This window comes from Streptomyces sp. NPDC104814 (genome assembly GCF_055583185.1).
Map to the genome: position 1 here is coordinate 265,936 of NZ_JBVJOL010000007.1, position 13,363 is coordinate 279,298.

Annotated in this window: 12 protein-coding genes; 5 read left to right on the forward strand and 7 right to left on the reverse strand. The window is 72.4% G+C overall.

Annotated elements, in window-relative coordinates; genetic code table 11:
* Positions 1 to 24: 24 nt before the first annotated feature.
* Both ACZ64A_RS24000 and ACZ64A_RS24005 read right to left on the reverse strand, forming a co-directional pair.
* The gene (locus ACZ64A_RS24000; RefSeq protein ID WP_469812943.1) at positions 25 to 1,668 is read right to left on the reverse strand and encodes a helix-turn-helix domain-containing protein; all 1,644 of its coding nucleotides are present in this window, start codon (positions 1,666 to 1,668) and stop codon (positions 25 to 27) included.
* Positions 1,665 to 1,973, reverse strand: a complete 309-nt coding sequence (locus tag ACZ64A_RS24005; RefSeq protein WP_469813224.1) for a helix-turn-helix domain-containing protein — start codon at positions 1,971 to 1,973, stop codon at positions 1,665 to 1,667. Before ACZ64A_RS24005 ends, ACZ64A_RS24000 begins: the two co-directional genes overlap by 4 nt.
* A gap of 163 nt (positions 1,974 to 2,136) precedes the next feature.
* Here ACZ64A_RS24005 and ACZ64A_RS24010 point away from each other — a divergent pair, with 163 nt between their 5' ends.
* Both ACZ64A_RS24010 and ACZ64A_RS24015 read left to right on the forward strand, forming a co-directional pair.
* Positions 2,137 to 2,637 carry a lamin tail domain-containing protein gene (locus tag ACZ64A_RS24010; protein WP_469812944.1) on the forward strand — a complete coding sequence of 167 codons (501 nt, stop codon included), beginning with the start codon at positions 2,137 to 2,139 and terminating at the stop codon, positions 2,635 to 2,637.
* 102 nt (positions 2,638 to 2,739) lie between these two features.
* Positions 2,740 to 3,171, forward strand: coding sequence for a hypothetical protein (locus ACZ64A_RS24015; RefSeq protein WP_469812946.1), 432 nt, complete (start codon positions 2,740 to 2,742; stop codon positions 3,169 to 3,171).
* A 38-nt stretch (positions 3,172 to 3,209) separates the two neighbouring features.
* Here the strand turns inward: ACZ64A_RS24015 and ACZ64A_RS24020 are convergent, their stop codons facing one another.
* Both ACZ64A_RS24020 and ACZ64A_RS24025 read right to left on the reverse strand, forming a co-directional pair.
* Positions 3,210 to 5,594 carry a phosphoketolase family protein gene (locus tag ACZ64A_RS24020; RefSeq protein ID WP_469812948.1) on the reverse strand — a complete coding sequence of 795 codons (2,385 nt, stop codon included), beginning with the start codon at positions 5,592 to 5,594 and terminating at the stop codon, positions 3,210 to 3,212.
* A gap of 260 nt (positions 5,595 to 5,854) precedes the next feature.
* Positions 5,855 to 6,166, reverse strand: a complete 312-nt coding sequence (locus ACZ64A_RS24025; protein ID WP_469812949.1) for an AraC family ligand binding domain-containing protein — start codon at positions 6,164 to 6,166, stop codon at positions 5,855 to 5,857.
* Positions 6,167 to 6,284: 118 nt separating this feature from the next.
* Between ACZ64A_RS24025 and ACZ64A_RS24030 the strand changes: the two genes are divergently transcribed.
* The gene (locus ACZ64A_RS24030) at positions 6,285 to 7,241 is read left to right on the forward strand and encodes a GlxA family transcriptional regulator (RefSeq protein WP_469812951.1); all 957 of its coding nucleotides are present in this window, start codon (positions 6,285 to 6,287) and stop codon (positions 7,239 to 7,241) included.
* Positions 7,242 to 7,404: 163 nt separating this feature from the next.
* Here ACZ64A_RS24030 and ACZ64A_RS24035 read toward each other — a convergent pair whose 3' ends face one another.
* The 3 genes from ACZ64A_RS24035 to ACZ64A_RS24045 form a co-directional block, all read right to left on the reverse strand.
* A complete protein-coding gene (locus ACZ64A_RS24035) occupies positions 7,405 to 8,262 on the reverse strand; it encodes a cytochrome c oxidase assembly protein (protein WP_469812953.1) in 858 nt (285 codons plus the stop codon).
* Entirely contained in the window at positions 8,262 to 8,813 is a 552-nt protein-coding gene (locus ACZ64A_RS24040) for a DUF2243 domain-containing protein (RefSeq protein ID WP_469812955.1), read from the reverse strand. Before ACZ64A_RS24040 ends, ACZ64A_RS24035 begins: the two co-directional genes overlap by 1 nt.
* A gap of 178 nt (positions 8,814 to 8,991) precedes the next feature.
* Entirely contained in the window at positions 8,992 to 10,209 is a 1,218-nt protein-coding gene (locus tag ACZ64A_RS24045; protein ID WP_469812957.1) for an amidohydrolase family protein, read from the reverse strand.
* A 158-nt stretch (positions 10,210 to 10,367) separates the two neighbouring features.
* On the opposite strand from ACZ64A_RS24045, the gene ACZ64A_RS24050 reads away from it, so the two are divergent.
* Both ACZ64A_RS24050 and ACZ64A_RS24055 read left to right on the forward strand, forming a co-directional pair.
* Entirely contained in the window at positions 10,368 to 11,204 is an 837-nt protein-coding gene (locus ACZ64A_RS24050; protein WP_469812958.1) for a restriction endonuclease, read from the forward strand.
* Between the two features lie 344 nt (positions 11,205 to 11,548).
* On the forward strand, positions 11,549 to 13,255 hold the full coding sequence (locus ACZ64A_RS24055; protein WP_469812960.1) for an ATP-binding protein: 1,707 nt from the start codon (positions 11,549 to 11,551) through the stop codon (positions 13,253 to 13,255).
* Positions 13,256 to 13,363: the final 108 nt, after the last annotated feature.

Below are 13,363 nucleotides of genomic sequence, written 5' to 3' on the forward strand. Positions count from 1 at the left end.
TGCCGAACGCGGCCACGCGACGCCTCACTGCGGTGGCGGGCCCTCGTCCTCCGTGGCCGGGGTGCCGACGGTGTAGACGTCCTTCACCTTCACCTCGGTGACACCGCGTCCCTCGGGGAACACCGCGCGCCAGTCACCGATCACATGCAGCTCGTCGGTGCCCATGGCGCGGACGACCATCAGGCCCTCGTCGTAGGCGCGGTGCGCCTTCCACCACAGGTTGACGAACGCCTGGGAGCGGATGAGGTGCATCCAGTCGGTGCGGTACAGCTCACGGTTGTAGTTCGACTCCCCCATCGTGGAGACGAACTTCGAGTACATCGCCTTGACGTACTCCAGGGTGACCGTGTCGTCCTCGGCGAGGGCCCGTTCCCGGGCGTCCTTCAAGGCGACGCGGAACTTCTCCAGCAGGCCCTCCGTGGCCCCCGAGGTCCAGGACTCGTGGATCTCCGGCGGGTCGCACAGGCCGTACTTGGGTCCCGCCAGGCGCAGCAGCAGACGCAGGGTCGGCTCGGTGACCCACAGCGGCCCCGGCTCGTCCCGGTTGCCGATCGGGTTGGGCAGGTAGGCGTCGTGCTCCCAGGCGGGCGGGGTGATGAGGTGGACGCCGGCGCGGCGGCGGTCGTGCTGGTCGCCAGTGCTGTGCTCCAGCTGGCCGAGCGGCAGATGTGTCTTGAGCGCGGACAGGTAGGCGCCGTTGATGTCGAGGGCGGTCACCTCGTGCTCGCCGGGCGGGAGGTGGGTGCGCGACCACTTGGGCCGGGCCTCCCAGATCTCGTCGGCGCCGCGCGCGGTCTGCTTGCGCAGGATGTCGGGCAGCCAGGGGTGGGCCACGATGTCGTACCGGCCGCCCTTGCGGGTGGCGTCCAGCAAGGCCATCGCATCGGGGATGGCCCGCTTCACCAGTGCTTTCGTGGCCGCGTCGACGTCGCCGCCGTGCTCGGCGAGGACGGCGGACACGGCCGCCCCGATCATGTCCGGGGTGTCGGCGCTCTTCAGCCGGCGGCCGACCGGGACGACCTTCTGCGCGTCCGACCGGGATGCCGGCGCCTGCCGTCCGTAAGGGCGGCCCTGCTCGGCGCCCTGCCGCCGGACGTGCGGGGCCTGCTCGGCGCCCTGCCGCCGGGAGGGCGGGGCCTGCTCGGCGGCAGGCCGTCGCTGCGGCGGGCGTACGGTCTGCGCGGGCTCGGCCGTGCCGCATTCGGCGGGGTCGAGGTGCTGAGGGAAACCGGCGACCTGGTGCCGGGCGGGCTGCCCGCACAGGACGCACGGCTCGGGTGCGGCCAGAGCCTCGACGTCGTCCTGGCCGGAGTACAGGTCGGGCTCCGCGGCGGCGAGCGGGTCGCCCGGGAGGCCGGCGGACAGATCCTGCTCCTCCACCTTCTCTTCGGCCTCTGTCCCTTCCCCGGTTTCCTCGGCCGCGGCGGCATCCAGCTTGCTGCGCGCGCCGTTGAGGAAGTAGGCGTACTTCTCGCGTACGTCGCCGCTCGGGTCCCGTCCGCTCTCCCAGCCGCCCACGGTGGACGGGCTGACGTTCAGTGCCTGCGCGAGCTGGGCGCGCGAGAGGTTCAGCCCTTCGCGCAGCGCGCGCCGCTCTTCGGCGGACGGCAGCGGTACCTCTTTGCGGGCGCCGGCCAGCAGGGCGTCGATCGCTTCGAAGTCGGTCACCGCGCTCCACCCTCCCTCACGGTCTCGGGATGTGCGGTGGCGGTGTTACGGCCGGGCACGCGGCGGCGCTCGTCGGGCAGCGCCTGGACGGCCCGGGTCGGTCCGGCGAGAAGATCGAGGACGTCGATACCGTAGTGCGCGGCCACCGCGTCGCAGTGCGCCAGACTCCACGAGGCCGTACCGGACTGGCGGCGACTCACCTGGGCCTGGCTCACCCCCAGCCCGGCGGCGAGATCCCCCTGCGATTCCCCTGAGGCATGCAGCAGTGCGGCCACAGCCGACCGCATCCGTTCATCGAGACCCATCACCACGGGTCCACTCTATCGCGCAAGAGGCATGAATCATGCGTATTACGCATCCAGCCGCCGAGCCTTGCGCTTCACATTTCCCCCACATGGCCGCCACACATCTCATACGACCGGTAGGCTCCAGCCCGCACCACTGCCACAACTGAGGGGGGATCACCTCATGCACATCCGCTTGCGCCACGCTGTCACGTTCGCCGCCGCCTCCGGCGCGATGATGGCCGTCGTGACCGCCGCGCCCGCCCAGGCCGCCGAGTACTCCTCGGCCCTGAAGATCAAGGGCGTCCAGTACGACGCGCCGGGCCGCGACGACAACCGCTGCAACGGCGGCAACACCAAGAACGAGTATTTGACGATCAAGAACTACTCGCGCACGACCGTCAACCTCAAGGGTTACGTCGTGAAGGACGCCGCCGGCAACAGGTTCGCCTTCACCGCGAACCACACCCTCGAGCCGGGCGACTACGTCCAGCTGCGCGGCGGCCGCGGTACCGACTCCGACCGCTACAACGTCGTGTACCGCCAGAACTGCAACTTCATATGGAACAACGACAAGGACACCATCTACCTCTACAAGCCGGGCGGCGCCCGCGCGGACGTGCACTCCTACACCAAGAGCGCCAACGACCGCGACGGCAACGGCTACATCACGTACCACGGCTGAGCCACACGGCACCGAAACCCGGTCGCGGGACGGACCACCGCCCCGCGCCCGGTCGGCAGTTCGCACACCGCCCGGACACCATCCGCTGACGGGAGAACACAGGTGAACGCGAACGATCAGGACGTTGCCCTCTCCGAAGCCCAGTGGCAAGAGCTCGCGCTCGCCGAGAGCACCGTACGCAAGGTGACAGCCACAGCCGTCACCGCCGTCCGCGACACCTCGCTGAGCCCTGGCGCAGCGGCCCGGGACGGCCGCGCGGCGCTGGCCGCGTTGCCGGGGTTCCGCTCCGGCGACGCGCTGGCGTCCGCCGTCTTGACAGCTGCCGCACCCGACCGCATGGCCGTCTACGACCGCCGCGCCCACGCCGGACTGCGCTCCCTGCACATCTCCCTCAGCGACAGCCGTGGACGTTACGGCCGCTACATCGAAACCATCGACCGCCTGCTGGCCGCGGCCCCGGACCGATACCGCAGCTGGACACCGCGCGACCTGGACACAGCGCTGTACTTCCTTCCGCGGATCACCGGCGCCTAGGCGCTGCCTCTCCGGGCCGCGCACGGCGTGTTCGGTGGTCAGGTGGTCCAGGTCCAGTCTGCTACCTCCGGTAGGTCCGTGCCGTGGGTTCGGATCCACTCGTGGTGGCGCTGGCGGGCGTCCTCCATGCGCTGGCGCAGGGGCGCGGCGCGCACCGCGAGGCCGGGGACTCGGTCGATGACGTCCATGACGAGGCGGTAGCGGTCCAGGTCGTTGCGCACGACCATGTCGAACGGGGTCGTGGTGGTCCCGATCTCCTTGTACCCGCGCACATGGAGGTTCGCATGGCCGGTGCGGCGGTAGGCGAGGCGGTGGATGAGCCACGGGTAGCCGTGGTAGGCGAAGATGACGGGCTTGTCGCTGGTGAACAGCCCGTCGTACTCGAAGTCACCCATGCCGTGCGGGTGTTCCTCCGCGGGCAGGAGCCGGGCGATGTCGACGACGTTGACGACGCGCACCGCGAGCCGGGGCAGATGCCGGCGCAGCAACTGGGCCGCCGCCAGGACCTCCTGGGTGGGCACGTCGCCCGCGCAGGCGAGCACGACGTCGGGTTCCCGGGCGCCGTCCTCGGTGCCGGCCCAGTCCCAGATCCCGGCGCCGCGCGCACAGTGCGCCTTCGCCTGCTCCATGGTGAGCCAGTCGAAGCACGGCTGTTTCCCGGCGACGACGACGTTGACGTAGTCGCGGCTGCGCAGCACGTGATCGGCCACCGACAGCAGCGTGTTGGCGTCCGGCGGCAGATAGACACGGACGGCCTCGGGGCTCTTGTTGAGGATGTGGTCCACGAAGCCGGGGTCCTGGTGGGAGAAGCCGTTGTGGTCCTGGCGCCACACGTGTGAGGTGAGCAGATAGTTGAGGGAGGCGATGGGCGCCCGCCAGGGCAGACGGCGCGTCACCCGCAGCCATTTGACGTGCTGGTTGACCATCGAGTCCACGATGTGCACGAACGCCTCGTAGCACGAGAACAGCCCGTGGCGCCCCGTCAGGAGGTAACCCTCCAGCCAGCCTTGGCAGGTGTGTTCGGAGAGGATCTCCATCACCCGGCCGTGCCGGTCCAGATGTTCGTCCACCGGCAGGGTCTGTGCCTGCCATGCCTTGCCGCTGGCGGAGTAGACCGCCTGCAGCCGGTTGGAGGCCGTCTCGTCGGGGCCGACGAGCCTGAAGTCGCGGCGCTGTGCCGTCGCCGCCATCACGTCCTGGAGCATGTCGCCGAGGACGCGGGTCGGTTCGTGCAGCGTGGTGCCGGGCTTGTCGACATCGACCGCGTACTTCTCCAGCGCGGGCAGCGGGAGTTCCCGCAGCAGCAGCCCGCCGTTGGCGTGCGGGGTGGCACCGAGGCGGCGGCGACCGTCGGGGACGCAGGCCAGGACGTCCGGGTGGGGACGGCCGTGCTCGTCGAAGAGTTCGTCGGGGCGGTAGGAGCGCAGCCACGCCTCCAGCTGCCGCAGGTGCTGAGGGTTGTCGCGTACGGCGGCCAGCGGCACCTGGTGGGAGCGCCACGTGCCGGCGACCGGCAGGCCGTCGACCTCCGGCGGGCCGGTCCAGCCCTTGGGGGTGCGCAGCACGATCATCGGCCAGCGGGGGCGCTCGTCGGCGCCGTCCTCGCGGGCGGCCCGCTGAAGCTCGGCGATCCGGTCGAGGGCGGTGTCCATCGCCTGTGCCAGCGCGCGATGCACTTCCGCCGGATCGTCGCCGGTGACGTGCACAGGCTCATGGCCGTAGCCGCGCAGCAGATCGGAGAGCTCGCTCTCGGGCAGCCGGGCCAGCACCGCGGGGTTGGCGATCTTGTAGCCGTTGAGATGGAGGATCGGCAGCACGGCGCCGTCGTGCACGGGATCGAGGAACTTGTTGGAGTGCCAGGACGCGGCCAGCGGACCGGTCTCCGCCTCCCCGTCCCCGATCACGCACGCCACGACCAGGTCGGGGTTGTCCAGGGCGGCGCCGTAGGCGTGGGAGAGCGAGTAGCCGAGTTCGCCGCCCTCGTGGATCGAGCCGGGCGTCTCGGGCGCGACGTGGCTGGGCACACCGCCGGGGAAGGAGAACTGCCGGAACAGCCGGGCCATCCCGGCCGCGTCCCGGGTGACGTCGGGGTAGATCTCGGTGTACGACCCCTCGAGCCAGGAGTTCGCCAGCACCGCGGGCCCGCCGTGCCCCGGCCCCCAGATGCACAGGGCGTTCAGGTCACGGGCGCGGATGACCCGGTTGAGGTGGGTGTGGACGAGGTTGAGGCCGGGTGAGGTGCCCCAGTGGCCGAGCAGCCGCGGCTTGACGTGCTCCGGCCGCAGCGGCTCGGTCAACAGTGGGTTGGCCATGAGGTAGATCTGGCCGACGGCCAGGTAGTTCGCGGCGCGCCAGTGGGCGTCCAGGGTCCTCAGCTCCTCGTCGCCGAGTCGCGTGGGCGCCTGCCGGTTGTCGACGGACATGTCGGGTCCCTTCCGGATCTGGTGTCGGGCGGTGGCGTGCCGGTCCGCACTCCCCCACCCTCCCGCGCGCCCCGGGTACCCGACAGGGCCGGACGGACCATACGGAGGAATCGGCGTCCGCCGTCCGGTGCGCGGCGGGGGCACGACGGCCCGCCTGATCCCCGGTGAGCGACGAGGCACGGCGGCCGCCGGGGCCCATGCCCCTCGGCCGCACCCCTCCGCCGTGCCGCACGACTCATACGCTGCCCGTGCAGCACGACTCATACGCTGCCCTTGCGCTCCACCACGAGGATGCGTGCCTCCGGGCTGGGATGTGCCACGTGGGCGTCGCCTGGCTCGACGAGGCACACCCGCCCGGGTGTGAGCCGCTCGATGCGTTCGACGCCGCCCTCGCGGTAGTGCATGTCGACGGCCCCGTCGAGGACGACGAAGACCTCCGGCTCGTCGTTGACGTGCCAGACGTAGGGCTGGTCGGTCCAGTGCAGACGGACCGTCGCCGTGTCGAGTTCCGCCAGGTCCACGGCGCCCCACGGGCGGTCGGCGGTGTACTGCGCGGCGTCGAGGAATCGCATGGGAACTGCTCCACGGGTGTGAGGTCGGCTGTCCTGCCGGTGCGGCACGCTTCAGCCTCTCCTCCGCGGCGAGCACGGCACGAGTGGCAGCAATGCCAGCTTCCGTAAGATTGCTGCCATGCATCATGTGGTGGCAGTCGCGCTCGCCCGCGTGGTCGCTTTCGACCTCGCCATCCCCGCGCAGATCTTCGGCGATCCGAACGGGCCGGGCTCCTACCGGTTCACCCTGTGCGCGGCGGAGCCCGGGCCGGTCCCCACCACCACGGGCTTCGACCTGGTCGCACCCCGCGGCCTGGAGGCCCTCACGGAGGCCGACACCGTGGTCGTCCCCGGCTATGAACCGCCGGCGTCCCCACCGCCGCCCGTCCTCGACGCCTTGCGCGCCGCGGCGGCACGGGGGGCGCGCATGGTCTCCGTGTGCACCGGCGCGTTCGCGCTCGCCGCGGCCGGCCTGCTCGACGGCCGGCGTGCCACCACGCACTGGATGGACGCCGGTGAACTCGCGCTGCGCCACCCCGAGGTCGAGGTCGACGCGGACCTGCTCTACACCGACCGCGGCCCCGTCCTGACCAGTGCCGGTTTCGCCGCCGGGATCGACCTGTGCCTGCACCTGGTGCGCGAGGACCACGGCGCCGAGGCGGCCGCCGAACTGGCCCGCCGGCTCGTCGTCCCGGCCCACCGGGAGGGCGGGCAGGCCCAGTATCTGACGCGCACCATGCCCGGCACCGGTACCGGCATGGCCGCGGTGTGCGCCTGGGCGCTTGAGCGTCTCGACCAGCCGCTCACGGTGGCCGATCTGGCGCGCCGGGCCGGCGTCTCCCCGCGCACGTTCGCCCGACGCTTCACCGCCGAGACGGGCACGACCCCGCTGCGCTGGCTGACCGCGCAGCGCCTGCACGAGGTACGCCGTCTGCTGGAGGTCACCGATCTGCCCGTCGAGGAGATCGCCCGCCGCTGCGGCCTGGGCACAGCCGCCAACCTCCGCCTGCACCTGGCCAGGGACGCCGCCATCACCCCGACCGGTTACCGCCGTACCTTCCGGGCCCGCTCCCGCCGGGCCACCGCAGGCCCATGACCGTCGCAGCCGCCGCCGGCACGCGGACCCGCCACCACCAATCTTCGCCACCCGCCCTGCCCCTCGGCGAAGCGTCGCGACGCAGCTGGTCCACACCACAACCGCCTGCTCGGCGTGACCGACGACTGAGTGGTCGAGCGCGGTCGCGGCCGGCGGCCGGGTTTCATCGCACGGGACTCGGACCGACCGTTCCGGCCGGGCCTCGGATACCGTCCCTCCCCCGCTGCGCTGTGCGCGGGGTGCGGCGCTCCGGTCGCCAGGTGGCCACCAGCGCGGCCGCCAGGAGGAGTTCGGCGATGTCACCGCCGTAGTACATGATCTCCGCGCCTCGCTGTACCTGGTCGATGGGGGCGTGGATGTCGACGAAGAAGCCGCCGTACATGGCCTGGGCGATCAGCGCGTGCGCGGCGATCGCGATGCCGAGGCAGACCAGCCGGGTGCGCACGCCGGGCCGGGCGGGCGCGGGGTCGGGGCCGGCGACGACGTAAGCGAAGACGAACCCCGAGGCGAGGAAGTGGGCGTGCATCAGCCCGTGCCCCGCCGGGTGGGCCATGGCGGTGTTGTACAACGGCGTGAAGTACAGCAGCCCCAGCGTCCCGGTGCTCAGCGTCAGCGCCACGACCGGGTGCGCGAGCAGCCGTGCGGGCGTGCTGTGCAGGAGGGCTGTCACCCGGCGGGCCCGGGGCGGCGGCAGCGCGCGCAGCAGGAGGGTGACCGGGGCGGCCAGCACCAGCGCGGTCGGCGCGTACATGCCGATGAGCAGGTGCTGGGTCATGTGGCCGCGGAAGTCGGTGTGCGCGGCCGGCGCCAGCGGGGGGAGCAGGGCCGCGGCCAGCAGGGCCAGCCCGGTGAGGAAGGAGAGCGTCCGGGGGCGGCTCCAGCCCTGGGCGGGATTGCGGCGCCGGGCCCGCCGCACGGCGAGCAGGTAGCCGGCGGCGGCAGCCAGCAGTGCGAGGACGATCAGGACGGCCGACGGGCCGGCGACGCCGTGCTCGCCGCTCCCGGGGTGCGTGTGGTGCATCAGGCGTGGCCTCCGGCCCGCTCGGCACCGGGCGCGACGGGGTGGCCGCTGCGCTGCAGGAGATGGCCGCCGACGACGAGCGCGGCGCCCAGGAGCAGGAATCCGGCGTCCCACCAGGCCTGGTGGGGGCCGCCGTGGACGTGGTGGATGCCGAGGATCTGGTGGTCGAGGAGACCTTCGACGAGGTTGAACAGGCCCCAGCCGACCAGGATCCAGCCCCAGAGCACCCTCGATGCCCACACGGCCCGCCGCTGGTGGGTGACACGGGAGTAGAGCACGGCCAGGCCCAGCAGGACGGCAAGCCAGCACACGGTGTGGAAGATGCCGTCCCACAGGGTGTTCATCTCCAGTCCGGAGACGGTGTGGGGGTCGTAGTACTTCACGCCGATGTGGTCGTGATTGGTGCTGGTGAGCATGTGGTGCCACTGCAGGAGTTGGTGCAGCGCGATGCCGTCCACGAAGCCGCCGAGCCCGACGCCGAGGATGATCCCCGGCAGCTGAAGGCTGCCCGCCGCCGCAACCGCCCGTTCTGCACCCGCTGTGGTGGCCATCGCCTGCCTCTCCGTTCCGTTGGGGCACGGTTCCTTCCGGCACGGTTTCCCTGGCGCCCACACTCCACCACTCCCGCACGCGGCGCCTCCCCCGTTTCGGCCATGCGGAAGAGCGGCTTCTCTTTCGGCCACCCGGGGAAAGGGGTCGATTCGGCCATGGGTCCCTTCCCCCCGGTCGTCACCGCCCCGGAAAGACCCAGGTACCCCGTACCGCCACCGCGACCGGATCCGCGAGGGCCGCCATGTCCGTGGCCGGGTCGCCGCGTACGACGAGCAGGTCGGCGTCGAGTCCTTCGCGGAGCCTGCCCTTGCGGTCGCCGATGCCGCACTCGTCCGCCGCGAGCGAGGTGGCGGTGGCGAGCGCGACGTCCGCGGGAATGCCCCCCGCGGTCAGTTCGGCGACCGCCGCCGGAAGGATGCCGTGGGCCTTGGCGCCGTTGATACCGCTGTCCGAGCCCGAGACGAGGCGGACACCTGCGCGGTGCATCCGGGCGGCCGCCTTCTGCCGCTGTTCCAGCCCGAGACCGAAACGGTCCATGACCGCCTGCACCTGCGGCGGCGGCACGCCCTCGGCCGTCTTGCCGAGCGTCGGGCACACCGCGGTGTTCCGCCGGGCCAGACGTTTCAGCAGCTCGTCGGGGATGAGGAGGCCGTCGGCGGTCAGGCAGGTGCAGTGCTCGATGCCGTCCACCCCGGCGTCCAGCGCCTGTTCCACGGCGGCGAGGGCATGCGCGTGCACGGTCACCGGAAGGTGCGCGGCGTGCGCGGCGTCCACGACGAGCCGCAGCTCCTCCAGGGTGAACTGGCAGCGGGCCACGTCGGTGCCCGGCGTGTGCACCCCTCCGCTGCCCATCACCTTCACGACGTCGACGCCGCGCTCGACGCGCTCGCGCACCGCGGCGCGCAACTGCTCCGGGCCCTCGGCACCGCCGCCCATGAACGCGCAGTGGCCGTCGGGCGTGGTGATCGGCGGCCCGGCGGCGAGGATCTCGGGAGCCGGCACACCCCTCGTGCCGGGGGTGCGGGCCAGATCGCGGCGGCGGACCACGGACCAGTCACGGTCGCCCAGGTCACGCACCGTGGTGACGCCCGCCGCCAGCTGCCGCCGCAGGGAGTCGTCGATCACCTCCTCCAGCCGTGCCCGCGAGTCGGTGGCCATCCGCTCCAGCGCCCCGTCCTCGCTGTCGGCACCGAGATGGCAGTGCATGTCGATGAGCCCCGGCAGCAGCATCGCGTCGGGGTGGTCGACCAGCTCCCAGCCGTCCGGGACCGGAGCCCCCGCCGCTCCCACGCCGGCGATCCGGCCGTCCCGGACGAACACCGCCACACCGCCGGACAGCACGCGTTCGCCGTCGAAGGCACGTGCGACGCGGATCACTTGGGGCGAGATCTGCATGAAGAACCTCCTGCGGCGCTCTCACCGGTGAGCGTATCCACGGGGCGCGCAGGCGTCCGTCAAGCCGCGCCGCATGACAGGCCGACCGGTGAACTCGCTGATCGCGGGCAGACGGCGGGAGTCGATCGCGTCACTGTCAGGAGGGGGAACGCATCACCGTGACCACACCCGCACGCCGCATACGCGGCACCGGGCGGCGCCGGTTCGACCTGCGCGCCACCGCCGTGTACTTCGGCCTTCTCGCCCTCGTCGTGTGCGCCCTCGGGTTCGTCGTCCGCACCGTGATCGCGGCCGCGGTGCGGCGGCCGGTCTGGCAGGCGGCCCTGTGCCTCGTGGCCGTCTCCGCGCTCCTCGCACTGGGCCGCCGCAAGCGCCGCGTCACCGCCGCCCGCACCGCCCGGCAGGCCGCCGCGGCACTGGAGGCGGCGACGGACACGGCGCTGGAAGCGCTGGAGACACCTGCCCCGCCCTCGCCGCTCGTGCCACGACAGGCCGGTCAGACCTTGCCGTACGAGCCTGTCGGCGACACCTTGCCTCGCGACGGGGCCGACGAGGTCGTGCCGCGCCACACCCTGATCGACTACGACGCCCTCGACGCCGACGAGTTCGAGCAGGCCGTGGCCGCACTGTGCGAACGGGACGGGTGCACCGGGGTCGAAGTCGTCGGCGGTGCCGGCGATCTGGGCGCGGACGTGCTGGCCGTGACGCCGGACGGACGGCGGGTGGTCGTCCAGTGCAAGCACTACAGCGGCGATCACCGGGTCGGCTCCCAGGACCTCCAGCGGTTCGGCGGCACCTGCTACACCGTGCACGAGGCCGATGTCGCCGTCCTGGTGACCACGAGCGACTTCACCGCACCGGCCGTCGAGTACGCCGCGCAGTGCGGCATCGTGTGCGTCGACCGGTCGGCGCTGCACGCGTGGAGCGACGGCAGCGGGCCGGCTCCCTGGGTACCGGTGGGGAACGCCGCCGCGGACGACACGCTGACCTGCTGAGCTGTCGTCATCTTCCCTGCGTCGGCCGGGACTTCCCGGGATGCGGCCGGCGCCGGAAGGTGCGGCCGTATCCGACAGAGGCCTCGTATCACATGCGGGGGATGCTTCGGATGCTTTCCGGCGAAGTGAACTCATGCGTGGGGTGGCCCGGTAAGAGGCGTACCGGTAGGGCACGGCGTGGCTAGCATGAGCGGCGCGCTTGATCCGGAAAGGTCCGGAAGGGCCCGGAAGGGGCCGGAAGGGTGCCGATCTCCCGGTCCACCCGGCCGGGCCGGCCACCGGATCGCGGCGATCGTCCCCGACGTGCCCGCACGTCCTGCTCGCACCGACCGAGGAACCGCTCAATGCCAGTGCCTCCCCACCCCCGCCAGCGTCGATCCGCCGAAGGGGCACGCTCCTCGCCGGCTCTGGCCGCGGTGGCGCTGTCGGTGGCGGCCCTGGGCGTCGCCGTAGTGGCCGCCCTGGCTCCCGCCACCGCGCGCGCGTGGGCGCTGGGCACGGCGATCGCCGGATTCGGCTGCGTGGCGGCTCTCGCCGGCTCCGCCTCAGGGCTGCTGCTGCGCACCCGGCGGCAGGCCGCCAAGCGGGCCGAGGAGCTGGAGCTGGTCAGACAGAACTGGACGCAGCACAGCGCCGGTACGGCGCAGTTGGTCAACGTGACGCTGCCGGCCGTGACCAAGCAGCTGCACAGCGGGGCGAGTGCGGACGAGGTTCTCTCCCGTGTCGCCGCGCCGTCCGACCCGCTCCAGAGCCGGCTGCTGCACCTGGTCGTCGCCGAGCTGGCGGAATCGGTTCGGCGGGGCGCGGAGGCCCAGGCCGCGGCGCGGGCCGCCCAGGCCGAACTGGCCCGGGGCACCGCGGAACTCGAGCGGCTGACCGGCGAGACACTGCCCACCGCGATGGCACTGCTGCGCGAGGGAAGTTCCGCCGACACCGTCCTCGCGCGCCTCGACTGGCCGCAAAGCCCGCTGCTGCAAGGGCCCGCCGAGTGGGTGGTCCGCCAACTCGCCTACAGCGAACGGCGTTCGGCCGCCGCCCAGGCCGCCTCCGTCAAAGCACTCAGCAGGGTGCAGGCGAAGACGGTCAGCATGCTCGCGGCGCTGCGGGAGATGCAGGACCGGCACACCGGTGAGGTCTTCGGCGATCTGCTGCGCCTGGACCACAGCACCTCCCAGCTGGGGCTGATGACCGACCGGCTGGCGCTGCTGATGGGCGGCCGTCCCAGCCGGGTCTGGAACAAGCCGATCGTCATGGAGAGCATCCTGCGCGGGGCCGTCGGCCGGATCGCCGCCTACCGGCGGGTGCGACTGCACTCCTCCAGCAAGGCGGCCATCGCCGGCTTCGCGGCCGAGGGCGTGATGCACCTGCTGGCCGAACTCATGGACAACGCCGCCAATTTCTCACCGCCCATCGACGAGGTCCACGTGTACGTGGAGGAGCGCAGCGCCGGTGTCGTGATCACCATCGAGGACAGCGGGCTGAAGATGTCCGACGCGGCCCTGCGCCGGGCGGAGGACGCGGTGTCGGGCGAGTTCACCGACCTCGCCTCGCTGCAGGGCACGCGGCTCGGACTGGCGGTCGTCGGCCGGATCGCGGCCAAGTACGGCATCGGCGTCAACTACCGTCCGTCGTCCCGTGGGGGGACGGGTGTCGTCGTCCTCGTGCCGCCTCAGCTGGTGGCCCAGCAGCGCGAGCCCGTCGGGGCCGAGACGGCTGTGCCCGCCCCGGTCGCCGAGGCGATCCTCCCGGTACGGCAGACACAGGTCTCGTCGGCCGACGGCGTGCCCGGGCCGCGCCCGGAGGTGCCCCGGCGGCACGCCGCCACGCCCAACGGGCTGCCGGTCAGGTCGCCGGGGCACACGATGGCGCAGGCGGAACAGACGCGGCAGCAGCCGGTGGCCGACGGTCCCGGGGCCGAGGAGCACCAGGGGCGGGTGGCCCGCGATGCCGGGAGCCGGTTCGGCGCCTTCCACCGGGGCCGGCACGGCGCCACCGACCCCGCCGCCACGCCCGGCGCCGAGCACAGGCCCGACGCCACGGCCGACGACTAGGGTCGGGCCACGCACCTTCGCTGCGACTCCAACCGCCTGACCCCGCACCGATTCACAGCACCTCGTTGGATTGGAGGAAGGGGCCGGTCGACCGCCAGCCGGTCGCCC